The 22,299-nt window shown below is 49.5% G+C and carries 21 protein-coding genes; 12 read left to right on the top strand and 9 right to left on the bottom strand.

The genetic code is table 11. The features are described from left to right. Positions 1-9: 9 nt before the first annotated feature. The 6 genes from CSA35_00680 to CSA35_00655 form a co-directional block, all read right to left on the bottom strand. Positions 10-1,299 carry a C4-dicarboxylate ABC transporter permease gene (locus CSA35_00680; protein ID PIE55497.1) on the bottom strand — a complete coding sequence of 430 codons (1,290 nt, stop codon included), beginning with the start codon at positions 1,297-1,299 and terminating at the stop codon, positions 10-12. A 21-nt stretch (positions 1,300-1,320) separates the two neighbouring features. After that, a complete protein-coding gene (locus CSA35_00675; GenBank protein PIE55496.1) occupies positions 1,321-1,899 on the bottom strand; it encodes a C4-dicarboxylate ABC transporter permease in 579 nt (192 codons plus the stop codon). A 4-nt stretch (positions 1,900-1,903) separates the two neighbouring features. Then, positions 1,904-2,950 (bottom strand): C4-dicarboxylate ABC transporter substrate-binding protein, encoded by a 1,047-nt coding sequence (locus CSA35_00670; protein PIE55495.1) that lies wholly within the window; start codon positions 2,948-2,950, stop codon positions 1,904-1,906. Between the two features lie 449 nt (positions 2,951-3,399). Further along, positions 3,400-4,878: a pyridoxal-5-phosphate-dependent protein subunit beta gene (locus tag CSA35_00665; GenBank protein PIE55494.1), complete on the bottom strand. Its 1,479-nt coding sequence runs from the start codon at positions 4,876-4,878 to the stop codon at positions 3,400-3,402. A gap of 75 nt (positions 4,879-4,953) precedes the next feature. Further along, on the bottom strand, positions 4,954-6,198 hold the full coding sequence (gene thrC, locus CSA35_00660) for a threonine synthase (GenBank protein PIE55503.1): 1,245 nt from the start codon (positions 6,196-6,198) through the stop codon (positions 4,954-4,956). Further along, a complete protein-coding gene (locus CSA35_00655; GenBank protein PIE55504.1) occupies positions 6,182-7,399 on the bottom strand; it encodes a peptidase M20 in 1,218 nt (405 codons plus the stop codon). Before CSA35_00655 ends, thrC begins: the two co-directional genes overlap by 17 nt. Before the next feature lie 160 nt (positions 7,400-7,559). Here CSA35_00655 and CSA35_00650 point away from each other — a divergent pair, with 160 nt between their 5' ends. The 7 genes from CSA35_00650 (at position 7,560) to CSA35_00620 (ending at position 12,497) form a co-directional block, all read left to right on the top strand. Next, entirely contained in the window at positions 7,560-8,483 is a 924-nt protein-coding gene (locus tag CSA35_00650) for a hypothetical protein (protein PIE55493.1), read from the top strand. A gap of 32 nt (positions 8,484-8,515) precedes the next feature. Further along, positions 8,516-9,217 carry a 16S rRNA (guanine(527)-N(7))-methyltransferase RsmG gene (gene rsmG, locus CSA35_00645; protein ID PIE55492.1) on the top strand — a complete coding sequence of 234 codons (702 nt, stop codon included), beginning with the start codon at positions 8,516-8,518 and terminating at the stop codon, positions 9,215-9,217. Then, entirely contained in the window at positions 9,217-9,990 is a 774-nt protein-coding gene (locus CSA35_00640; protein PIE55491.1) for a chromosome partitioning protein ParA, read from the top strand. Before rsmG ends, CSA35_00640 begins: the two co-directional genes overlap by 1 nt. After that, entirely contained in the window at positions 9,969-10,829 is an 861-nt protein-coding gene (locus tag CSA35_00635; GenBank protein PIE55490.1) for a chromosome partitioning protein ParB, read from the top strand. The genes CSA35_00640 and CSA35_00635 overlap by 22 nt, the downstream gene beginning before the upstream one ends. Beyond that, positions 10,826-11,050 (top strand): hypothetical protein, encoded by a 225-nt coding sequence (locus CSA35_00630; protein ID PIE55489.1) that lies wholly within the window; start codon positions 10,826-10,828, stop codon positions 11,048-11,050. The genes CSA35_00635 and CSA35_00630 overlap by 4 nt, the downstream gene beginning before the upstream one ends. A 335-nt stretch (positions 11,051-11,385) precedes the next feature. After that, positions 11,386-11,868 (top strand): HIT family hydrolase, encoded by a 483-nt coding sequence (locus tag CSA35_00625; protein ID PIE55488.1) that lies wholly within the window; start codon positions 11,386-11,388, stop codon positions 11,866-11,868. Next, positions 11,856-12,497: a YigZ family protein gene (locus CSA35_00620; protein ID PIE55487.1), complete on the top strand. Its 642-nt coding sequence runs from the start codon at positions 11,856-11,858 to the stop codon at positions 12,495-12,497. The genes CSA35_00625 and CSA35_00620 overlap by 13 nt, the downstream gene beginning before the upstream one ends. 86 nt (positions 12,498-12,583) lie before the next feature. Here CSA35_00620 and CSA35_00615 read toward each other — a convergent pair whose 3' ends face one another. The 3 genes from CSA35_00615 to CSA35_00605 all read right to left on the bottom strand — a co-directional run bounded on the left by CSA35_00615 (position 12,584) and on the right by CSA35_00605 (position 16,744). Beyond that, positions 12,584-14,035 (bottom strand): potassium transporter, encoded by a 1,452-nt coding sequence (locus CSA35_00615; GenBank protein ID PIE55486.1) that lies wholly within the window; start codon positions 14,033-14,035, stop codon positions 12,584-12,586. Continuing rightward, positions 14,032-15,399: a Trk system potassium transporter TrkA gene (locus CSA35_00610; protein ID PIE55485.1), complete on the bottom strand. Its 1,368-nt coding sequence runs from the start codon at positions 15,397-15,399 to the stop codon at positions 14,032-14,034. The genes CSA35_00615 and CSA35_00610 overlap by 4 nt, the downstream gene beginning before the upstream one ends. A 178-nt stretch (positions 15,400-15,577) precedes the next feature. Next, positions 15,578-16,744, bottom strand: a complete 1,167-nt coding sequence (locus CSA35_00605; protein PIE55484.1) for an aminotransferase class V — start codon at positions 16,742-16,744, stop codon at positions 15,578-15,580. Positions 16,745-17,089: 345 nt separating this feature from the next. On the opposite strand from CSA35_00605, the gene CSA35_00600 reads away from it, so the two are divergent. The 5 genes from CSA35_00600 to CSA35_00580 all read left to right on the top strand — a co-directional run. Continuing rightward, entirely contained in the window at positions 17,090-18,412 is a 1,323-nt protein-coding gene (locus CSA35_00600) for a chromosomal replication initiator protein DnaA (protein PIE55483.1), read from the top strand. Positions 18,413-18,636: 224 nt separating this feature from the next. Beyond that, positions 18,637-19,800, top strand: a complete 1,164-nt coding sequence (gene dnaN, locus CSA35_00595; protein ID PIE55482.1) for a DNA polymerase III subunit beta — start codon at positions 18,637-18,639, stop codon at positions 19,798-19,800. Next, the gene (locus CSA35_00590; GenBank protein PIE55481.1) at positions 19,801-20,868 is read left to right on the top strand and encodes a DNA replication and repair protein RecF; all 1,068 of its coding nucleotides are present in this window, start codon (positions 19,801-19,803) and stop codon (positions 20,866-20,868) included. It abuts the gene before it with no gap. Continuing rightward, on the top strand, positions 20,865-21,419 hold the full coding sequence (locus CSA35_00585; GenBank protein PIE55480.1) for a hypothetical protein: 555 nt from the start codon (positions 20,865-20,867) through the stop codon (positions 21,417-21,419). The genes CSA35_00590 and CSA35_00585 overlap by 4 nt, the downstream gene beginning before the upstream one ends. Beyond that, positions 21,416-22,299 (top strand): tRNA uridine-5-carboxymethylaminomethyl(34) synthesis enzyme MnmG (locus CSA35_00580; protein ID PIE55479.1); only part of this gene is annotated, 884 nt, incomplete at its 3' end. The genes CSA35_00585 and CSA35_00580, both read left to right, overlap by 4 nt.

Below are 22,299 nucleotides of genomic sequence, written 5' to 3'. Positions count from 1 at the left end.
TGCCTGTCGTCAGCCAACCAGCCCCATAAATCGAGGAAGAGCTAAAGGTATGGCCGGAACAAAGGTGATAATCAGCAGAACCGTTACCTCAACGAGTATGAAGGGCCATATTTCCCGACTGATCTGCTCCAAAGTCAACTTACTGATGCCGCAGGCGACAAAGAGACAGGCTCCCACCGGGGGCGTCATCAAGGCGATGTTCAGAGCCAAGACCATGATGATCCCAAAGTGCAACGGATGATATCCCAGCTCCACCGCCAGAGGATGGAGAATGGGACCCAGGATAATCAAAGCTGCAGCGATGTCCATGAACATCCCCACAGCGAGCAGAAGAACCAGGATCAGCCCCATGACCGCGTATCGATTATCGCTGATGCTCAGCATGAAGCTAGCCACTTTCTCGGGTATCTGCTCGATGGTCAAAACCCAGCCCAGAATGGACGCCGCAGCGATAACGAGGAAGACCACCCCAGTGGTCCGCGCCATCTTGAGGAAGATGGGTACGAGGTCTCGAAGCGTGAGGTTTCGATAGACGAAGAAGCCCAGAAGCATGGCGTAGGCCACAGCCACGGCAGCCGCCTCCGTAGGGGTAAACATCCCCGAGAGGATGCCCCCTAGAATGATGAGAGGCATGAGGAGTGCCACGGCAGCGTCCTTGAGACCCACAAGCATCTCCTTCACGCTGGCCCGCTGCTCGCCCACAGGATAACCACGCCGCTTGGCGATCCGGGCGGTGAGAATCATAAGAGCCAGACCCAGGATGAGGCCAGGAATCAGGCCAGTCATGAAGAGACCTGCGATGGAAACCTGCATGAAGGCTCCGTATATGACCATGATGTTCGACGGCGGGATGGTAGGACCGATGATGGAGGATGCCGCCGTCACTGCCGCCGAGAAATCCTTATCATATCCCTCATCTACCATGGCTGGGATGAGCATAGAGCCGATGGCCGCCGTGTCGCTTACCGCAGCTCCGGTGATACCAGCGAAAAAAATGGAGGCCACGATATTTGCGTGAGCCAGACCGCCCTGAAGATGCCCTACCAGGATGTTGCTGAAAGCCACCAGCCTCCGAGTGATCCCCGTCTTGTTCATGATCTCCCCGGCCAGGATAAAGAAGGGCATGGCCATGAGGGTAAACATGTCCACCCCTGCGAAATACCGCTGGGGAACCAAGTTGAGAATGGTCCCGCCCCCCATCTTGATCATACCCATCATGGCAGCGACACCAAGGACAAATCCGATAGGCATACCGACAAGGATCAATACGACAAAGGCCGTGCTGAGAAATCCTGTCATCCCTTCTTCCCTCCCGCTCGACTAGAAGTCGAGGCCTTCCTCTCGCTTTACAGCATCCACAAGCTCCTCGGACATGAGCATCTCGTCCAGATCGGTCCGACGAATATCCAGGATCATTTTACAGATCAGCATGACCATACAGATCCCCGCACTCACGGGAACCGACATGAGCCACCACTCCATGCTAGTTCCTAAACCCGTGGCGATCTGGGCTTTACCCCGCTGGGCCATCTGAAAACCGTAGATCATCAGAACCGACAGGAAAGCCAAATTAAGACCGTTGGAGGCAAAGATAACCCCTTTGGCTAAAGAGCGGGGAAGTTTCTTGACAAACATGGTGACCCCCACGTGTTCCTGCCTCCAGATACAGAGAGCCACGGAGAGCAGGGCCATCCATATCATGACATAGCGGGAGAATTCCTCGCTCCAACCCAAGGGGGATTGAAACACATACCGGAAGAGAACACCTAAGAGGACTGAGACCGTCATGATCACGGCCAGGATGAGAACCGGAACCTGAAGCCATAGCTCCAGGTTGTTGCCGAAGCGCTCGACCAGGGAGTAAAATCCCCGGTCGGCACTGTACTTGAAGTCAGTCATAAGCTCACTGTACGCCAGCCTCGCCCTTAGCCTCGTCTATGGCCTTGAGGAAGCGCTTGGCTATCTCCACACCTTGGTCGCCAAAGGCCTCCTTGATGAATGCCATGGCAGACTCGACACCCATGCTCCTGAAAGCCGTCATGGCTTCCGGCGTGGGGGTGTTTACCTCCATACCTTTCTCGATCAGGGTGGGCAGTCCCCGGTCGGATCCCTCAATGATCCGATTGAGCCCTCGACCTGCCACGATGGCGGTCATGGCGGATGCGTTCACAACGCTCCGTTCGTGTTTGTTCAGTCCTTTCCAGAAATCGTCGTTCATAACCCAACAGTACGTGCTGTAGATATGGTTCGTCAGAGTGAGATACTTCTGAACTTCGAAGAGCTTACCGAGGAGGATGATGGGGATGGGATTATGCTGACCGTCGGCCACCCCGGTCTGGAGAGCCGTATATACCTCAGCCCACGCAATGGGCGTAGCAGCAGCTCCGTAGGTCTTCATGAGATTTTGGTGGGTTGGCAAAGTCATTGTCCGCATCTTCAGCCCCTTCATGTCCTCAACCGTCTTGATGGGGCGGACACTGTTGGTAAGCTGGAAAAACCCTCCGGCCTCACCAAAGCCCAAAACGTGGAAACCCGTTACCTTGTGAATATCTTTTTTGAGAAAATCGCCAAATGGGCCGTCGAAGACTTTCCAGGCCACAGCATAGTTGGGCACGGCGAAGGGGATATCCAGCACACCGTACAGGGGGTAGAAGGGGGCCATGCCACCGGCTGAGGCGATGTAACTTTGGATAACCCCGATCTTAACCTGCTCCATGCTTTCCCGCTCGTTGCCCAACTGACCGGCGGGGAAGATCTGTACCTTGATCGACCCGTTGGTTCCAGCTTCTACCATGCTCTTAAACACGGCCGCCATAGCTCCGGTGGCGTTCTCAAAAGGTTGTTGAGGATTTAGATGGGCCAACTTCAGAATCTTGGGGCCAGCCCAAGCCGAGGTTCCCACAGTGACCAAAAATACCCACATCGTCAGTATCGTCAAAGCTCGTCTCATTCTTCGTACCTCCCTTTTCGCCTGTCTTTCCACATCATCTTCGAAGCCACAAAATCTTCGAAGCCACAAACCCCGGATTTAAATGCTCTCTTGATCCGAACGGGAAGTATGGAACTTTTCCCTCGTCAACTGAGCTACCACCTCCTTCTGAGAAAATATCTCTCCAGAGCACTTCACCATTGATTCAGTCAGCTCGACTCACCCGAACGACAGGCCTGAAAGCTTGTACACAGCCGTGCAGGCTCCGTCGACACCACGAATCCGCCAAAGAATCGCCGACAAGACGATCAATAATAGTCAACCCCTTCGCTCTCTTTTTTGGACAGATGATGGGGCAAGAGCCAAGCGTTCCAACAACTCATTGCCCCAAAGAAAGTCTCAAATTTGGCTCCGGCCCCTCTTCACATCCGAGCGCCCACCAAAAAGAGGTCAAAATCGCTCCCCTCCTGTTATTTCAGGAGACCGGTCCGCTCGTTGAAAGCCTCGATTTTCTCATCGATCTTCTCAGTCATTGCGTGGATCTCACTCCAGTAATTCTCTGCATCGTACCACTGAGCGTCCAGCTCGCTCATGTCCTTACCTTGTTGTTCTACCCAGGTGTAGTACTTCAGGTCGTGAACTCGTTTTTTGTCCCTGTAGGAAAGTTCCTGCATGTAGTCCACCGAGAGTCCCAGAACGTGGCGGTTGTAATCCACGGCGGCATCTGTCTCGCCGTAAGGACCGAACTCCTCCTCCATCTCCAGAAGTCGGGATTGGTAGAGCTCCATGGAATCGGTGAGGACCGTAACCAAGACGTCCTTATCGGTCAGCTCGTAGTACTTGGCCATCTTGATGCAGGAGATAATGTTGGCCGCTCCTGAGATACCCACCAGATCCAGACAATCCACTAAATCACGGGGAACACCCTGTTTTTTCAGATACGCCTGACCGGCAGGTTCGTTGAACAAGCGGATCCAGGCCATGGAGTCAACGTCATCCACGTCGATGATCATGTCGGTATTCTTGACGTTGTGAACCCACGGAACATGTTTGTCACCGATGCCCTCTATTCTGTGGGCACCCCAGCCATTCCACAGGAGGGTGGGACACTGGAGAGCCTCCGATGCAGCGATGATGCTGGCGGGGAAGAGTTCTTTCAGGTAATCACCACAGCCTATGGTCCCGGCAGACCCTGTGGTGAAGGCACAACCAAAGTATCGCTCTCCTTTCCTCATCGCCTGCTTCAACATGTCCTCGATGGCGCTTCCGGTCACCACGTAGTGCCACAGATGGTTTCCCATCTCATCGAACTGGTTGAAGATAACGATGTTGTCTCGGGTTGTTCGCAATTCCCAGGTTTTATCGAAGATCTCCTTCACGTTGCTCTCGGACCCCGGGGTAGCGATAACCTCTCCAGCCACTCTCTGAAGCCATTCAAAACGCTCCCGACTCATACCCTCGGGGAGGATGGCTATGGACTCGCATCCCAAAAGCTGGGCGTTGTATGCGCCGCCTCGGCAGTAATTCCCCGTCGAAGGCCAGACGGCTTTCTGGTTGATCGGGTCAAACTGACCGGTAACCAGTCGGGGCACCAGACAGCCAAAGGTAGCCCCCACCTTGTGAGATCCCGTAGGAAACCACTTGCCCACCAAGGCTAAAATTCGAGCGTCGACACCGGTGAGGGACTTGGGCAGTTCGACAAAGTTGACGCCGCCAAAGAGTCCCCCCGTCTTTTTCGGTTCGTTTCTCCACGTGATTCGAAACAGATTCAGGGGATCCACATCCCAGAGGCCCACTGACCGAAGTTTCTCGGTTATGCTCTGGGGAACCCTGGAAGGATCCTTCATCTGGGCAAAGGTCGGAATAGCGATCTTTCTTTCTTTGGCCCGTTCCACCGCGTTTTTCAGCTTATCCTCGTGAACGGTCAGATCAATTAGGTTGTACGGCATAATGGTCAGGCTCTCCTTTGAGTGTATTTGTGTTCTTCGCTCTGAGGCGAAGATGTCTTCCAGGCATCCGAATTCCTAATCCAAATAAAACGTCATGGCCTCTCGAAAGGCTTCCATGGAGGGGCTCACCGTAACGGGCTTCGACACCGCCTTTTGAGCACTCACGATGTCTTTCAGGCCATTCCCGGTGGCCACAACCACCACCGACTCATCATAATCCAACATATCCCGTTCAGCCATAACTTTAAAGCCAGCAAAGGCCGTAACCCCAGCTGGTTCAGCGAAAACCCCAGTGTTTTGAGCCAGCTCGGTTATGGCGTCCAGTATCTGACGGTCCGAAACGGTCAGAGTGGTCCCGTTACTGCCTCGAATGGCGTTCAAGGCCTTTACCCAGTTTCGGGGAGCTCCAACGGAGATACTGTCAGCCACGGTCTCAGGCACTTCGAAAGAGACTCGATCGGCACCGGACTGAATAGCCCGATGGATCGGACAGGCCCCTTCAGCCTGAATTCCGGTGACCTTAGGAATACGATCCGTCAGACCGATTTCCTTGAGATCCTTGAATCCTTTATACAGGCTGCTGATGATACAGCCATCTCCCACAGAGGTAATCACCCGATCAGGAAGCTCCCAGTCCATTTGTTCAGCGATCTCAAGGGCGCAGGTTTTCTTACCCTCAACTAAATAAGGGTTAATGGCACAGTTTCGATTGTACCATCCATGTTCATCAATAGCTTGAATTGCCAAATTAACCGTTTCTTCGTAATCTCCCTGGACCAGATAGACCTGGGACCCGTAGACCAGGAGTTGTGTGACCTTGGCAGCCGGAGCCGCCTCAGGAACGAAGATGACGCTCTTGAGACCAGCGACAGCCGCAAAGCCCGACAGGGAACTGGCGGCGTTCCCCGTCGATGCACAGGCAACGGTGTCTCGTCCCAGCTCCCTGGCTATCGCCACGGCCACCGAGCTCGCCCGATCTTTGTAAGATGCTGTAGGGTTTCGACCATCATCCTTGACAAACAAACGCCTGACCCCATATCGATTGGCCAAATTCCGGCTTTCGTACAGGGGCGTCCATCCCACCTGCAGGTTCGGGATATAACGGCGATCAGACAGGGGTAACAGGGGCAGATATCGCCACAGAGAACGATCCCTGTTGACCTTTAGGCTCTGCCGGGTCAGATGCTTGCCCACGATCCCATAATCGTATAAGACATGCATGGTTCCATCTATCCCGCACTTGGGACATGTCATACGGTCAAGGTCTGGATCGTACGTTGTACCACAGAGAGCACATTGCAGCTCAGTTACAGCTCCCACCACGAAAGTCCTCCTTTCGGCTCAATAACTCCCTGGCGATGGCATAGTACCCCTCGCATCCCAGGACCAATTGCTCCACATCAATGTACTCGTCTACAACATGAGCCAGCTCCCTTCTTGAGGGCCCGAAGACCGCCGTCGGGATCCCCAAGTCTCCGCCGTAGATACAGCCGTTGGTCCCAAACCCTGACCGCTGAGAGAGCTCAGGTTTAATCCCCGCCGCTCTGACGCCATCAAGGACCATCCGAAGAAAGGGAACATCGGGACTCATCTCCCAAGCCGGTACAAAACCCTCTGACCTAATCATTGCTCCGGTATAACAACGACCATCATCTCGATTCATGTGAATCTGGACGTCCAAATTCGGGATAACCAGTTGAGCCTGAGCAACTATATTACGCAGATCTCTCAGGATACTCTCTCTGGTCTCTCCCGGAAGAACCCGTCGGTCAAATGTCGCTCGACAGCGGAGTGGCATGGTCGTTCGTACATCGAGAGGAAAGGAATGAAGACTAGTCAAATTCAGAGAGCTTGGACCAAAAAAAGGATCCTTCAACGGGACGTATCGGTTCTTCAAAAAAGAGACAAGCTCGACCATACGCTCGGCTGAGCTACAATCCCCCATGGAGCTGTGTTCCATGCGACCGAAGGTCTCAAGGACAAGGGAGGCCCTCCCTCTTTGCCCTCGCTCCACGGTCAATTCGGAAGGCTCTCCCGAGATAACTCCGTCAGGACAAACTTGCTCAGCTACCAATCGGGACGCCGCACGCTCAAAGGTTTCCTGATGAACCATCGCAGCCAAAACAAGGGTTCCGGAGAGATCCTTTGAAATATCCTGCCTGAGCCAAGCTAGGGCGAGCACCATAGCCGCTAATATACCTTTTTGGTCGGTGGCACCTCGACCGTATATCCGCCCCTTCTCCAAAACTCCTCCAAAGGGATATTGCTGCCATTCCCCAGGATCGCCCTCCTCAGCGTGGTCCATCTGAGCCTCGAAGAGCACGACTGGTCTTTTTTCGCATCCAAACCGGAGAGTACCCATAACGCTCCCATATCCATCTACACAGAGATCGTCATACCCCAAAGATGTCATCACGGCGCAGAGAAAATCGGCAACCCTATCCTCCCTACCCGACGGGCTAGGGTACCGAATTAACTCTTGACAAAGTTGTACAAGCTCCTCGCGCCTTGATGCGTCCACGGACAATCACCTCCGCCTCCAGAATACACCGTGGTCGATCAGGATCAAGCAATAAAATCTGATATAATAAATTGGTTTTATCAATGTATTAGCCTTACTGCTCCTCCCAAGGATATAATGATCCCAAGAGGTCATCATTATCTCAGGGAGGGGATTTATTATGTCACTACACCACCTTCGGACATTCTGTCTCCTTGTCGAAGAGGGATCCTTTACCAAAACCGCCGAAAAGATATATCTTTCCCAACCCTCGGTCAGCCAACACATCGCCGCTTTGGAAAAGGAATACGATATCGCCCTCTTCAATCGAAAGGGACGAAGCCTCTCCCTCACCCCCGAAGGGAACGCCCTGTACACCCTGGCTTTGGAAGTCCTTCAAAAAACCGACTCCATCCCCAATCGCCTTAAGGAGATGCAGGCCTTGAGGTTCGGAAAACTGGCTTTGGGTGTCTCAACGTACGTAGGAACTCATATACTCCCTCCGCTCATAGCCCGTTTTCAATCCCAATATCCTGAGATAGCTATAACCGTTCTGACGGGGAGCGACCTGGAACTTCACGAAATGCTCAGAAAAGGGATCATAGAGATCGCCCTTCTGGAAGGTAATATCCGAATGATCAACGGGAAGGATCTCAAGGTTTTTACCATCACCCAGGATCATATTAACTTAGTAGCGACACCAAGCCACCCATGGGCTCACCGACACACCATTCCACCATCCGATATTAACCAGGGACAACTCATCCTGTACGAAAAAGAATGCTCCCTCTTCCCCTTCGTTCAGGAATACTTAGTGGAACAGAGGATCGACCAGTATAGAGGTATTTTCGTCAACAGCCGGGAGGTGGCTCGAGCCCTAGCAAAAATCGGTGTGGGAATTGCCTTCATCAACCGCGGTTCCGTTATTGAGGATCTGAAGAACGGGAGCCTCATCTCTTTACCGGTGAAAGGACTGGAAAAAAAGTGTATAAGCGTCCTCTGTCTCTATCGTCACTCTACAGGGCTTGGATTTGCCGGGTGGGCATTCCGACGTATCGTAGAAAAAAATATCTCCGTTCCATCAGAGGAGGAGAACGACCAATAAAAAACTTAGGACGTCAAAGGAGATGTTCTCTTATGGAAACGTTATTGAAAGGCACGCTGAGGCCCACGAATATTCCGACAAAATTAGAAATTCAACTACGCCGATACGGAGAAATCCTTGCCCAATGGACCACGGAACGAACCAGATTGACCGGTCCCAAAGACCATACGATAATCTGGAACGACCACATCACCGACTGCATTCATGCTCTTCCTCACCTCCCCCCAAGAGGTACGGTGGTTGACGTGGGCAGCGGCGGAGGTTTGCCCGGTATCGTCTGGGCTATCTGTCGCCCCGATCTTCAAATAACGCTCGTAGAGAGCCAACAACGAAAGACCGAGGCCCTCAAGGGTATGGTGCTCGAACTGGATCTCAAAAACGTTCAGATTCGACGATGCCGCTCAGAGGAACTGGCTGAGAAGCATAGAGAATCTTTCGATTTGGCTACAGCCCGGGGAGTAAGCGAGATAGGTGTCGTCGCCGAATATCTGGCACCCCTTATCCAGATCGAAGGATCCCTGTTGGCTTTCAAGGGACCTAAATACCAAATGGAACTGGACGTTGTAGGTAACCGGTGGGATCGTCTCGGGCTTACTCCTCCGACGACGTTCCCCTATCGAAACGGAGATAAAGATGGAGTTTTCGTCATATTCAAGAAAACGACACCCTGCCCGAGAACGTACCCGAGACGTCCTGGCAGAGCGACAAAAAAACACTGGTGGGAGGCAAAATAATGATTACAATAGCCGTTACAAATCAAAAGGGAGGCGTTGGCAAGACCACGTGCTGTATCAACCTGGCAGCGGAACTGGGACTTCAAGGATGCTCGGCCCTGGTCATCGATGGGGATCCTCAAGGCAACTGCTCCAGCGGTTTAGGTTATGAAAAAAGTAGTCAATCAAAAAGCCTCTACGATATTCTCATCGACGATGAACCGGCAGAAAACACGGTAATCATGACTCCCTGGAAGGGCGTCTCTCTGATTCCCGCCACGATCAACCTCGCTGGAGCTGAAGTTGAGCTTTCCTCGGCCATTAGCAGGGAGTCTCGGCTGAAAAATGCCTTAGACCCTCTGAAAAATCGTTTCGATGTGGCTATTGTTGACTGCCCCCCCTCTTTAGGACTTTTGACGATCAACGCTCTCGTCGCCGCTGACCGACTCCTGGTACCGATCCAATGCGAATACTATGCCCTAGAGGGCGTCGGACAACTGGCCCAGACGGTTAACTTGGTGCGTCAGCACCTGAACAAAACCCTGAGTATCGACGGTGTGGTTCTCACCATGTACGATGGTCGAACAAGGCTAGCCAATGATGTTGTCGCGGAGGTTAGAGAGGGATTTCGCGACGCTGTCTTCCAGACGATTATCCCGAGAAATGTAACCCTCTCCGAATCTCCAAGCTATGGCAAGCCCGTAAGTTACTACCAGGAAGCCTGTCGGGGAGCTCTAGCGTACCGAGAACTATCCGAGGAGGTGTCACAAAGATGGCTCAACGTCGATCACTAGGCAAAGGACTGGAGGCTCTCCTTCCTCAGAAGACCTTCTCTCCTTTAGAACCTCGGACGATACCTCTGGACAAGATCTTCCCCAACCCAGACCAACCTCGAAAGGTTTTCAGCGAGGACTCTCTTCAAGAGCTCACAACCTCCATCAAGAACCATGGCATCCTTCAACCCCTCTTAATCGCTCCCAAGGACGACGGCTACATCATCGTAGCTGGTGAGCGACGATGGAGGGCAGCGAAACAAGCCGGCCTCTCAGAAATACCGGCCATCCTCTTTCAGGGCGAGGAGAAGGATATTTTAGAGGCATCCCTCATCGAGAATATCCAAAGAGACGACCTCTCTTCAATAGAAGTCGCCCATACGCTTCGCGAGCTTATGAACCGTTTTGGGCTCTCACAGGAAAACGTAGCAGCCAGAATTGGATGGAGTCGCTCGGCAGTGGCTAACAAACTTCGCCTTCTTAACCTACCCGAGGACGTCAAAACAATGATAACAAAAGGAGCCCTCTCTGAACGCCACGGCAGGGCTCTCCTCTCCCTGGAGAGCCCCAGTCTCGTGTCTGTCATGGCGACACAGGCTGCAGAACAGGAATGGACCGTTCGAGAGCTGGAAAAACGTATCAAAGACAAAAACAGGCCTACACAGCAAACCACGCGGACAACACCGGACTGGGGAAACTCACTCCGTCCCTTCAAGATCTTCGTATCCGTCACAGGGCGAAGACATAATATGAAGGTTACCCTTTCAGGGCTAAATGCCGAACAGATCCGTCGGCTAGGCGATCTATTGTCAAAAGAAAAAGAAGAGCTTTTTGCCACAGCAGAAGTCAATACCCCATGAAACAACAAATCATTGACGACATCGTCCTGTTCAGCCAAATCATCTCTTTAGCCCTCCTCTTGGGGGAATACATCATCTCTGGCCTATACATAGGGAAAGAACTCTCCGCTCGGGGGTGGCCCCACTGGTCTATGCTCGCCGGAGCCCTACTAGGAGCCTTTCTCGGAGGGGGGCATGCTGCTTTAGGCGTTCGAAACGTTCTCCAAAAACGGAAACGCTAAGATATTTCCCGGGAAATAACGAGGCCTCCTACAAGGTCTCGTTATTTTTATCAGAGAACCTCTATAAAAACTCAGAAACTCGCCTCAGGTCGTTTCGACGGAGCCTATTCGAGGCCCTTTGAGGCTATGGTACGGAACAGGCAGGTCAAAAATACGTTTGGGCGAGACAGGGCTCTGGCGAAATGATCTGAGGATGAGAGACTCGGATGTAGGTTTTTAGAGGTGCCTTACAGTTACTTTTTTGAGGCAAAACGTTTTTCGACCTGATCATCGAAGAACGTTTCCCAGGGGACATCTTCATTGATAAAATAAAGAAAGATAAGGGAGATGAGCGTATGAATCACCTTTTTGCACCGTGGCGAATCCGATATATTATGAGCGAAAACGAACCTGATGGATGTGCGTTTTGTCGAATCTGCTCTCAAAATGACGACGTGACTAACTTAGTCGTTCACCGAGGAAAAAGCTGTTTTGTCGTTTTGAACCGATATCCTTACAACTCAGGTCATCTCATGGTCGTCCCATACAGACACATATCCGACTACAGCGCCTTAGATATTAACGAAGTCGACGAGATGCACGACCTCTCGTCAACAGCCTTGAACGTCATGAAAAAAAACATGTCCCCTCATGGTTTTAACCTGGGGATGAACCTGGGAGAGGCTGCGGGAGCCGGTATAGCCGACCATCTTCATCTTCATGTCGTTCCCCGCTGGAACGGCGACACCAATTTTATGCCTGTCTTGGACGACATTCGGGTGCTACCTCAGGCGTTGATTGAGACCTGTCAAGTCCTTCGAAGCGCATGGCCGCGATAAACGATCAATACATCCAAGTCGTTACGCCGGGGGAGTTTATTCTCAAGGAGCGCCGTTCAACCTTTATAGCCCAGGCATTTCCTGTCATCACCCCAGAGATGGTTAGAACAGCCCTATACGACGTTTCCCGACGATATCCCGACGCTCGACATTCTTGTTGGGGATATCGATTAGGATATCCTGAAACCTCTACCCACTGCTCAGATGATGGTGAGCCATCAGGATCGGCTGGACGACCGATCCTTGGAGCCATCGTCCAGGCTGACATATACGACGTCATCGTAATCGTCACCAGATATTTTGGTGGAGTCAAACTGGGTGTCAGAGGCCTTATAGACGCATATTCAGAGGCCGCATCCGCTGCCCTTACACGATGTACCTTTCGAGAGGCCGTGGCAACGACAGCCTTTAGTTTTAAGACAACCTACGACAGGTATGGCGACGTTCTCCATCATCTGACAAGTTTTGGACTCCCTGAGGCCTCTGTTCACCCTCATTTCAGCGAGATCGTGGATGTTAAAATGGACGTTCCTCTCTCCTTGGAGATATCAATGACACAGCTTCTGAATAACTTAAAAAATCGATCCTTGGTATCCACATGGGAACAAAATTCTCGCGTATCGACTTGAGACCAGTATTATGTTTCCCGGGAAACATAAAAAAGAGAGGGAGAGCCTAAAGGCCACCCTCTCTTTTTTACTCACATATAGGTACGTTACTGTCGCCACGTTCCAGGCATAAAAAGCATGATAACCGTAAATATCTCCAGTCGACCAAGGAGCATGAACAGGGAGAGAAGCCACTTGCCCGGTATGCATATAGCTCCATAGTTTTGAGTAGGCCCTACGGACTCCAATCCGGGGCCAATATTTCCTAACGTCGCGGCCACGCTGGAGAGGGCTGACAAGAGATCCAATCCCATGGCGGCCATGGCGGCAGTCCCAACGGCAAAAAGAACCATATAGAGGAGAAAGAAGGCCGTGACCGAGGTAATGATATCCTCCCTCAAGGGTCTTCCGTTTAGACGCATCTTTATCAGTTGCTGAGGATGAAGAAGCCGTCGAAGCTCCACGCCAACCCGACGAAGGACCACCATGATTCGTACGTTCTTGATCCCCCCTCCGGTGGATCCAGCACAACCACCGATAAACATAAGAAGGAGCAACAAAAAACGAGTATACTGAGGCCACGTATCGAAATCCGCTGTGGCATAGCCTGTCGTGGTGACTATACTGACAACCTGAAAGGTTGCGTCCCTGAAAGCTTTCTCCAGCGAGCTGTATGATCCAGAAAACATGAGGAATGCCATGATACTCAGACTTGAGAAGGCAATAACTTTGAAATAAAACCGAAACTCCTCGTCGTACCAAAGGGCCAAAAGCTTGCCTTGAAGCACCATGTAGTGCAGAGCAAAATTAGCGCCAGCCAAAAACATAAAGACGATGATAATCCAGTCAAAAACTGGATTATGGAACTGCCCCACACTACCGTTCAATGGCGAAAAACCGCCAGTGGCCATGGTACCGAACGTGTGGGTGAGAGCATCGAAAAGGTTCATCCCAGCGATAGAGAGGGCAAGAACCTCCAAAAAGGAGAGCAACACATACACTCCCCACAGAAGGACCGCCGTTTGCTGTACACGAGGGGTGAGCTTCTCCGGAGTCGGTCCCGGAACCTCAGCCTTGAAGAGTTGCATGCCTCCGACGCCGATAAATGGCAAGACAGCCAAACTGAGCACGATAATACCCATACCCCCAAGCCAATGGGTTAGGCTTCTCCAGAATAAAATACCTCGGGGATTGGACTCGATATCTGAAAGAATTGAAGCACCTGTTGTCGTAAAACCGGACATGGCTTCAAAAAAAGCGTCAGTGTAAGTGGAGGTGGTCCCAGCCATATAAAAAGGCACGGCCCCTATAGACGAGGCGAGGATCCATGAAAGACTCACCACGGCAAAGGCCTCTCGTATTCCCAGTTCCTGGTAATCCTGTCCCCGACCCAAGCAGTACAAGACGACACCGATACCCAAACCAATAGCGATCCCACATATAAAAGGAATTCTGTCGGCGCTTCCATCCTTTAAGCTCCACCATAGAGGCCAGAGCATGGAAAGAGATACGATAGCCCCGATAAGCCCCAGGACCCGACAGACCAGCCCGTACCTCACTGTTGAACACCCAGTACTTTCAACGCCTTAGGAAGAAGATCTCCTGTGGCAAAGACTGAGACAATGTCACGACTTTGGAGAGCCATGTCACCCCTGGGAAGAATAACTCGCCCGTCTCTGTTGACCATGGCAAACAATACCCCTTTGGGGAGTTGAAGATCCATAAGTTTACGCCCAATAGCCGGGCTGTTATCGGGAACAACAACCTCCAGCATCTCAGCGCCAATCCGATCAATAAGGGATAACGATCCAGCAGTCTCCGGATATCGAACGTGACGAAGGATTAAGGAGGCTAGTGATTCGTTGGGATTAACCACAGCGTCAATGGGGAGATTTTCAGATAGCCGAGAATAGACCGCCTTGCGGACCACCGCTACAGTTTTTCTGGCTTTCAATCTCGTGGCCAAAACAGCGACGATCATGTTCAGTTCGTCCCGTTCGGTAGTGGCCACAAGCCCATCCATACTTTCGATGCCCTCGTGACGAAGAAGACGCTCGTCGGTTCCGTCACCACAGAGAACCATTACATCGGGGAACTCCTCAGCTAGCTTATTACATTTTCCACTGTCTCTATCTATAATCTTAACTAATATCCCCGGATATCGCCGAACTAACCGACGAGCAAGATGAGCTCCCAGCTTTCCACCCCCTACGATCATTACCCGTCGGAGTCCCTTGTCCTTCGTCGGATGGAAAAGTTGCTGTAACTGGAAAACTTTATTCCGAAAGGATACGAGAAAACAGATATCACCCTCCTGGGCGACCCAATCTCCCGATGGAACGAATCCGTCGCTCTCTCGTTCGACATACACCATGATGGCCGATATATCGGGATAATTTCTCCCGACTTCCGAGAGACTCATTCCTAAGATAGGCGAAGATGGAACCACTCGAAAGGCATAGGATCCGGCCTTCCCCTCGAATAGCTCGGTGGCGTGGACTGCGGCGTTCACCGCCAGCAAGTCGTCAATATCTCTGGCTACCGATCGTTCTGGTGAATTCATAACATCGATACCTAAAAAAGCTCCCCACTGAGGAGAGTCCGTGTACTCCAGTCCCCTTGCCCTCGAGATAACGCGTTTGACACCACATCGTTTAGCAATCCAGCACGCTACTATGTTGACCTCATCCCGATTGGTACAGGCCACTAAAAAATCGATATCACATCCATTTTTTACCCCGGCAGTTTCCAATACTGGTGGCCTGGATCCATTACCAAACACCACCGCTACGTCCAATTCATTTTCGACCTTAGTGCCAACAGAACGATCCCGCTCTACCACCACAATGTCGTGCCCCTCTTCAGAGAGGCTCTTGGCGATGGAATAGCCTACGTTTCCTGCTCCGACAATCACTATTTTCATGGGTACCCTCCGAGCATTTCTTCTATTGGGCACCTCTAAAAGCCTATATCCGAATCTCCCAGCCCCAGGTCGTTTCGCCATAGCCCTGTCTCGCCAAAACGACCTGGGGCGAGTTTCTGAGTTTTTAGAGGCTCCCTGTTGTGATCAAGACACACTGTATCGGAGAGATGGGAAAAAATCAAATCCCTCTCAGAATAAGGTCTTTAAAAACCGAAAGCACTTTGTCCACATCCTCCTCAGAGGTAAAATACCCTATACTGAGTCTAAGGGATCCCTGTGGAAAAGAACCTAACGTTCTGTGGGCCAAAGGAGCGCAGTGAAGACCTGGTCTTGTCTCGATACCTTGTTCGGACAGTGCTTGAGCCAAAATACCGTTATCGACATCCTGAATGTTCAGAGAAAAAACAGGAAGCCGATTCGACATGCTTTCGGGCCCGTATAGAACCACATCAGGAATAGCCAGGAGCCCCTGAAAAAGACGGTTACCCAAGGCTGTTTCTCGATGGTTAATCGACGAAATCCCCGTCTCCTCAAGCCATTCCAGAGCCCCTAGAAGGCCAGCTATACCGGGAAGGTTAAGTGTGCCGGACTCAAAGGCGTCGGGCATCGAGGTTGGCTGGACCTCCTCATGGGAGAAACTGCCGGTCCCACCGTCAATCAGGGACTCACATCGAGAGGCAAATCCTGGATTCCAGAGAATGCCCCCTATACCCTGTGGTCCCATAAGCCCTTTATGACCAGTCCAACAGAGGGCCGAAATTCCAAGCTCCGAGGCCGATATATTCAGAACCCCAGCCGTCTGAGCTGTATCCACAACTAATGGAACCCCCCGCTCAACGCAGAGAGACGAAACCGTCTTTAAGTCCTGAACGACACCACATACGTTACTTGCATGTGCCATAACGACCATATCCACCAATTGATCGTCAAGAAAATTTCGAAGATCACCAGGATTGAGACGACCTTGTCGATCACAGGGAAGAACCACTACATTGATATCCTGCCTCTCCAACCTCCTCAAAGGACGAATTACGGCATTATGCTCCATGGAGGTGGTAACTACCGTCATACCTGATCTTAAGAATCCTTTAAGGACAACGTTCAACGATTCAGTCACATTAGTGGTGAAGGTGACATACCTAGGATCGCCATTCTCGTATCCACCTAAAATACGTCCTAAGGTCTCTCGACAGGTAATAACCATATCCATGGTATCTAAATCCCTCCGAGATGCCGATCCTCGAGCTATGTTAGCACCGGAGTCTGTCAAAAAATCGAGCATTCTTTGACCTACTAAGGACGGTTTTGGCCAGGTTGTTGCAGCATTATTCATGTAAATGGACATACGTCAAACCTCTCTATAAAAAATAAGTACTATCATTATTCATAAAAAGGTCGATCTGTAAAGACTTCTACCCATAAGTAAAGGTTCGTGACATATGATAAAATTCTTCCACGACGTGAACCTTTCTATCCACAAAAGTGGATAAGCTGTGGATAAATCACCAGTAGCCTCTATCATAGCTTCGAAAGACTTAGTCAAATTGTGCTAAAACCTTATACAAATCTCAAAGCCTTCTGGGATAAGCCTTTCTTTTTTACACATGCTGAGGTAGGATTGATGTGAATATGTGGATAACTTTTGTGGACAAATCTCAGAAAATACACCCATTTTAGAGGTGATCAGATTGTGAAAGATCTTCAAAAAATATGGCAAGAAATCGTTATAGCTGCTACACCTAATTTAACACAGGGAGCTGCTGATACGTGGCTTAAAACCTGCGAACCCCTCAGCATGAAAGACGGCATCTTGACCCTCGATGTCGGTAATAACTTTGTCGAGGTTCAAATAAAAACTCGTTTTCAAAAAACCCTGGAACAAGCTATGAATAAGTTAAACTACGGCAACGAAATCCAACTTGTAGTCGTCGAAAAACCCAACAGACAAGAAAAGGAACGGGCAGAGCTGACCGTAAAACAACAAACTCAGAGAAGTCCAAATGGTCTGAATCCAAATTATATATTTTCGTCCTTTGTCGTGGGTAAGTCCAATCGTTTAGCTCACGCCGCCAGTCTGGCTGTGGCTGAAAGCCCAGGAGCAGCATACAATCCTCTTTTTATATGGGGAGGAGTCGGTTTAGGCAAGACCCATCTCATGCACGCTATTGGTCACCATGGTTTAGAAAACAACAAAAATCTCAAAGTGGGGTATGTCAGTTCAGAGAAATTCACCAATGAACTTATCGCGAGCATTCGAAACAACCGAACCGCCGAATTTAGAAATCGATATAGAACCCTGGACCTTCTTCTCATCGATGATATCCAATTTTTGGCCGGCAAGGAGAGCACCCAGGAAGAGTTTTTTCACACTTTTAATAGCCTCCACAACGATAAAAAGCAGATCGTTCTCAGCTCCGATCGTCCTCCCAAGGAGATCAAAGCCATTGAGGATCGCCTCGTCAGCCGATTCGAATGGGGACTTGTCACTGACATCCAACCCCCAGACTATGAAACTCGCTGTGCGATACTGACTAAAAAGGCTGAGTTTCGAGGATACTCCATACCCGAGGATGTCATTATCTACTTAGCTCAAAATGTGCCCAGCAATATTCGAGAGCTTGAAGGAGCTCTCAATCGAGTCATCGCATGTGCCGAACTGAGTAGTGAACACATCACGGTAGAAAAAACATCCGAGTGGCTTAAAGACATTATTCGTCGTGTTTCCAAAGGTCCAGTAAGCATTGAACTCATACAACAAATCGTCGCTGAAGAGTGCTCTCTGACTATTAATGATATCGTAGGAAATAAACGAACATCGGAGATTGCTACAGCTCGTCAAATTGCGATGTATATATGTCGGAAACATACAGAGAATAGCCTTCATCAAATTGGAACTGCTTTTAATAAAAAAGACCACACTACTGTACTTCACGCTCAAAAGAAAATAGAACAGCTCTTAAAAGACAATCTCAAAATCAAGAATGTTGTGGACAACATAGAGAATAAGCTGTGATTGGCGTTATACGTATGTGGATAACCTAGATTTCAATATTCAAGAACAAAAAAACTGTGAGTAATGTGAACAAAAATCCCCATAATATCCACGTACATATACACATTTCTCATCATGGTTCCAAGGAATTTTGGACACGTTATCCACATATACACCTTCCATACTACAAAGACTACGGTTTTTAAGTAAAAAATCTCAGAAGCTCTTAGAGGAGGCTACCCACAATGAAACTTACCATAGATAAAAATACATTCATGAAATCATGGAGCGTAACCGAACGAATAGCAGCCCAAAAAAGCACTCTCAGTGTCATCTCTGGAGTTCTCTGTGTTGCTGACACTACAGGAGTCACCCTTCAAGCCACAGACCTGAAAACCTCTCTCAGAACGACAGCATCAGGAATAACGGTCGACCAACCAGGACAAGCTATCTTTCCAGTAAAAATCGTTGGAGAGCTATTTAAAAAAGCTCCAACATCTATTTTTTCCGTAGAAGTAACTAACGAGGGAAATGGAACTATCATAGCGGGACGGAATACATATCGATTTACTACCTACCCAGTGGAAGACTTTCCACCCCTCCCATCTGCTGAGAATAGCCAGCCTTTCTGTACACTGCAAACCAGCGAATTACAGAGAATCCTCGACGAGGGGGGGATCGCAGGCAGCGTTGGAGAAGAGTTTCCAAAATACCTCGGAGCTGAACTTATACAGATTAAAAATAGTGAATGTCATTGTGTATCTACCGATGGTCGTCGCCTGTCGCTCTCTAAATCCTATCTGGACGAGGAAAGAGAAGAACGAGAGATGCTCCTACCCTTGGGATCCATAAGAGAGCTCCTTCGAATCCTCTCAGGAATAGACGGTAAAGAACCAATCTGCATCTCAATAGATGGAAGTTTAGGATACTTCACTATGGACAATTTAGAATTTTCTATTAGAAAAATAGATTCATCATTTCCTAATTATGAAAAAATACTCAATCCTAACACAACAACAACCCTGGAGATCGACCGAACCCAATTTATTGATGCGCTAGAGAGAATTGATGTTGTAGTTCGAGATCATAATAAAACGGTAATTTTAACCCTTTCCCCTGGAGGTTCTCTCAAATTATTTGGAAAAGCTCCCGATATCGGAGAGGCCAAAGAGCTTATCGATGGCATAATTAAAGGAGAGTCTCTCAAAGTAGCTTTCAACGTAACGTTCCTTATGGGAGGTCTTAAAGCTTTTCACGGTGATCAGGTAACTCTGTCCTTCAATGGTCAGGAAGGACAGATGATGATGCTCCGTCCAAATGGAGGCGATTTCCTGTACATGCTCATGCCCATCAAGCTGAAAAGCACCGATCTTGAGGCTCTGGATGATTGGGAGGAGTCTATTAATTAAGTGTTTTGCGAGGAAAGCACTGTCAAAAACTTTAAAAATATAAAAAATATAAAAGTTAATTGGTCTCCTAAACTTAATCTTCTTATTGGTCCAAATGGGGTTGGGAAAACTAATATATTAGAAAGTTTTCATATCCTTACTGGATGGGGTCCTTTTAAGTCTTTGAGACGTTCTCCTCTGCTCAACTGGGATACAGATGAAACCAGGGGGGTCTTGAAGGGGACATTTCAAGGTGAGGAGTCGGTGACTGTTCAATCGTTAGTCACCACCCGATGCTCTATGCGCTTCGATGGTAAACGAAGTAATTGTGGATCCATACGGTACAGGATACCCGCATTGGCTTTTCTTCCGGGAGATTTAGCTCTTATCGAGGGAACGCCGGGAATCAGACGTCGTTTCTTGGATATCATGTGTGCGCTTCTCTACCCAGTCTATGCTATGAAGCTTGCTGAGTATCGTCGAGGAATACGACATAAAAAAGCCCTTTTAATGGAGAGACGGTCTGTCAAATTGGTGGATAGGAGTCTAGCTCCTTTAGCGGAATTCCTTTGGATTTGCCGCCAAAAAGCCGTTATCGCTATTGAAATGGGTTTGAGGGGGGTACGGGATCTTTTACCCGAATCTATAGGGCTTACTTTAGCTCCTGGAGGGGGAGCATCTGGTTACGATGTCAAGACGTGGTATGGTGAGAGCTCTGATCGCTGCTCTCACAGGGAAAGGTTTGCCGGTCGTCCTCTGATCGGTCCTCACCGTGATGATCTTGTTCTGACAGCTCGGGGAATGAACGCATCCATGAGATTTAGTCGAGGTCAACGTCGTCGAGCGTCTCTGGCTCTTATCATGGCAGCAGGTTGGGCCGTGGAACGTAAACTTCGAAGAGCTCCGATCCTTCTTTTGGACGAGGTGGCGTCAGAGCTCGATAGTCACGGACGAAAAATTATCGTGGATGTTCTTCACCGGTCAGGGTGGCAGGTTTTTGCAGCGACAGCTGAGGATGATCTCGTGAACTGGCCTGGTGTTCGATGGAGTATTCGAGATGGGGAGCTAAGAGAGGGGGGTATTAAATGATTTATATAGATTTATTAAAAATTATAAGAAAAAATATAGGTATTTTTATTATTTTAGGACTTATGGTATCTTCCCCAGCGTGGGGTAGGGAACATTCTGTATGGGGCATACCTTCAGGATCGTCTTTTAACATGGTATCTCAGGCTATAGCTCAGAGGGGAGGGAGGCTCATTCAGGATATCACAGCTTTGGATATGGGTCGGTTAAGACAGTCTCTCTTTGAGGGAGTTTTTTTTAATAAACCTTGCTCAATTTTAGTTACTTTTTATAATAACCGTATGACTGAATTTCAATTTAGATTCTTTTGTTTTTTAAATGAAAAAAGCAAGGATATATCAGTTTCTATATTTGATACTTATGAAGACTTGACCCTAAAACTTCGGTCAAAGTACGGATATGTTCGGGAAAAGAGAGAGCACGACGGAGGAGAAACTCAAATTTGGTCCGCGGATGGAGTGACCATATCTCTCGCTTGTGATCGTCGTTCAGCTACAAAACACACAACCGTTCTGACCTACGTGTTTTCCCGGGAAGAAAAATCTGGATCATGAACAGTGGTCTGTATGACGTGATCGTGGTGGGAGGTGGTCATGCCGGATGTGAAGCCTCTCTGGTTGCCTCCCGCATGGGGGCTCGAACACTCCTTCTAAACCTGTATCTGGATAACGTGGCTCTCATGCCCTGTAATCCTTCCATCGGTGGTCCAGCCAAGGGCCATCTCGTTCGTGAGATATCAGCCCTTGGGGGAGAACAAGCTCGAGCGACTGATCGATCAGCTATTATGATGCGTTGGCTTAATACGTCTAAAGGACCGGCTGTTCAGGCACTCAGAGCACAGTGTGACCTTCACGACTATCATCGTCACTATATCTCGGCTATTCAGAGTCAGCCTGGATTAGATATGAGCCAGGATATGGTGGTCGGTTTCAGGATACAGGGAAGTCGAAGATTTCAAGTTCAAACCTTATATGGTCAAGAATATACCGGTCGATCGCTCATACTCACGACGGGGACGTATTTAAACGGTCAGGTTCACATCGGTCATGTTACCTTTCCATCTGGGCCCTTAGGACAAATCCCAGCCCATGGCTTGGCTGATTCTCTTCGTTCTATGGGCTTTTCTATGGGTCGACTTAAAACTGGGACGACACCCAGATTACATGCTGATTCCATTGACTGGAGTGCCTTGGAGGTCCAAGAAGGAGAGCCAACGCCTCAGGCATTTGATCTTTGGGATGAGCCTCAGATTTATCGTTATGGAACCTGTTGGATTGGGAAAACCACTAGTGAAACTCACCGTATTATCACGGACAACCTGAATAGATCGCCCATTGTCACGGGTGCTATCACCGGTAGAGGTCCTAGATATTGCCCGTCAATAGAGTCTAAGGTTATGCAGTTTCCTGAAAAAAATAGTCATATTCTTTTTTT

Origin of the sequence: Dethiosulfovibrio peptidovorans (assembly GCA_002748665.1) — a bacterium.
GTDB lineage: Bacteria > Synergistota > Synergistia > Synergistales > Dethiosulfovibrionaceae > Dethiosulfovibrio > Dethiosulfovibrio peptidovorans_A.
This window is presented reverse-complemented; position numbering and strand designations above follow the sequence as displayed.

Excerpts from the sequence above, each read along its gene's own strand:
- CSA35_00680 (PIE55497.1), bottom strand. The coding sequence starts at position 1,299 with ATGACAGGATTTCTCAGCACGGCCTTTGTCGTATTGATCCTTGTCGGT.
- CSA35_00675 (PIE55496.1), bottom strand. The coding sequence starts at position 1,899 with ATGACTGACTTCAAGTACAGTGCCGACCGGGGATTTTACTCCCTGGTC.
- CSA35_00670 (PIE55495.1), bottom strand. The coding sequence starts at position 2,950 with ATGAGACGAGCTTTGACGATACTGACGATGTGGGTATTTTTGGTCACT.
- CSA35_00665 (PIE55494.1), bottom strand. The coding sequence starts at position 4,878 with ATGCCGTACAACCTAATTGATCTGACCGTTCACGAGGATAAGCTGAAA.
- CSA35_00650 (PIE55493.1), top strand. The coding sequence starts at position 7,560 with ATGTCACTACACCACCTTCGGACATTCTGTCTCCTTGTCGAAGAGGGA.
- rsmG (PIE55492.1), top strand. The coding sequence starts at position 8,516 with ATGGAAACGTTATTGAAAGGCACGCTGAGGCCCACGAATATTCCGACA.
- CSA35_00640 (PIE55491.1), top strand. The coding sequence starts at position 9,217 with ATGATTACAATAGCCGTTACAAATCAAAAGGGAGGCGTTGGCAAGACC.
- CSA35_00635 (PIE55490.1), top strand. The coding sequence starts at position 9,969 with ATGGCTCAACGTCGATCACTAGGCAAAGGACTGGAGGCTCTCCTTCCT.
- CSA35_00630 (PIE55489.1), top strand. The coding sequence starts at position 10,826 with ATGAAACAACAAATCATTGACGACATCGTCCTGTTCAGCCAAATCATC.
- CSA35_00625 (PIE55488.1), top strand. The coding sequence starts at position 11,386 with ATGAATCACCTTTTTGCACCGTGGCGAATCCGATATATTATGAGCGAA.
- CSA35_00620 (PIE55487.1), top strand. The coding sequence starts at position 11,856 with ATGGCCGCGATAAACGATCAATACATCCAAGTCGTTACGCCGGGGGAG.
- CSA35_00610 (PIE55485.1), bottom strand. The coding sequence starts at position 15,399 with ATGAAAATAGTGATTGTCGGAGCAGGAAACGTAGGCTATTCCATCGCC.
- CSA35_00605 (PIE55484.1), bottom strand. The coding sequence starts at position 16,744 with ATGTCCATTTACATGAATAATGCTGCAACAACCTGGCCAAAACCGTCC.
- dnaN (PIE55482.1), top strand. The coding sequence starts at position 18,637 with ATGAAACTTACCATAGATAAAAATACATTCATGAAATCATGGAGCGTA.
- CSA35_00585 (PIE55480.1), top strand. The coding sequence starts at position 20,865 with ATGATTTATATAGATTTATTAAAAATTATAAGAAAAAATATAGGTATT.